Consider the following 758-nt stretch of genomic DNA (forward strand, 5'->3'; position numbering starts at 1 on the left):
TACGCCATGGGCTTGAAAGAGCACATCGTGTTCCCCGAAATCGACTTTGATAAAGTTGATGAGACTTGGGGAATGGACATCGTGATCGCCACCACGGCGAAAACCGACGCTGAAGCGAAGGCACTGTTGAAAGCGTTCAACATGCCCTTCACATCGTAAGCGCGGGGAGGATTTAGATATGGCTAAGAAATCCATGATCGAGCGCGAAAAGAAGCGCGAAGCACTGGTCAAGAAGTACGCTGCCAAGCGCGCTGCCTTGAAAGAGATCGTAAGCGACGAATCCAAGCCGATGGAAGAGCGTTTCCGCGCCTCCCTGAAGCTGGCAAAACTGCCTCGCAACTCCAGCGCTGTGCGTCTGCACAACCGCTGCCAGCTGACAGGCCGTCCACACGCTTACTACCGTAAACTGAAAATTTCGCGGATCGCGCTGCGGGACCTTGGCTCTTCGGGCCAAATCCCCGGCATGGTCAAGTCGAGCTGGTAAGGAGCGCATCAGATGAACGATCCTATCGCAGATATGCTGACACGCATCCGTAACTCTTCGCTGCGCGGCAAATCCACCGTCATGACACCAGCTTCCAAGCTGCGTGCATGGGTTCTGGACGTGCTTGCGGACGAAGGCTACATCCGTGGCTACGAAGCAAAAACGGGCGCCGATGGCCACCCCGCGATTGAAATCAGCCTCAAGTACTACGAGGGCGAACCTGTTATTCGCGAGCTGAAGCGGGTTTCCAAGCCCGGTCGCCGCGTCTACATGG

2 protein-coding genes and 1 pseudogene are annotated in these 758 nt (G+C 56.1%); all 3 read left to right on the top strand.

Translation table 11 applies throughout. The features are described from left to right. Positions 1-159: pseudogene (locus B3849_RS16600) on the top strand (50S ribosomal protein L5); the annotation flags it as partial. 19 nt (positions 160-178) lie between these two features. Continuing rightward, positions 179-484: a 30S ribosomal protein S14 gene (rpsN, locus tag B3849_RS16605; RefSeq protein WP_005849808.1), complete on the top strand. Its 306-nt coding sequence runs from the start codon at positions 179-181 to the stop codon at positions 482-484. Positions 485-496: 12 nt separating this feature from the next. Beyond that, positions 497-758 (top strand): 30S ribosomal protein S8 (gene rpsH / locus B3849_RS16610; protein ID WP_286780450.1); only part of this gene is annotated, 262 nt, incomplete at its 3' end.

Origin of the sequence: Sulfitobacter sp. UBA4523, assembly GCF_002388305.1 — a bacterium.
In the GTDB taxonomy this organism is placed as follows: domain Bacteria; phylum Pseudomonadota; class Alphaproteobacteria; order Rhodobacterales; family Rhodobacteraceae; genus Sulfitobacter; species Sulfitobacter pontiacus.

Excerpts from the sequence above, each read along its gene's own strand:
- rpsN (WP_005849808.1), top strand. The coding sequence starts at position 179 with ATGGCTAAGAAATCCATGATCGAGCGCGAAAAGAAGCGCGAAGCACTG.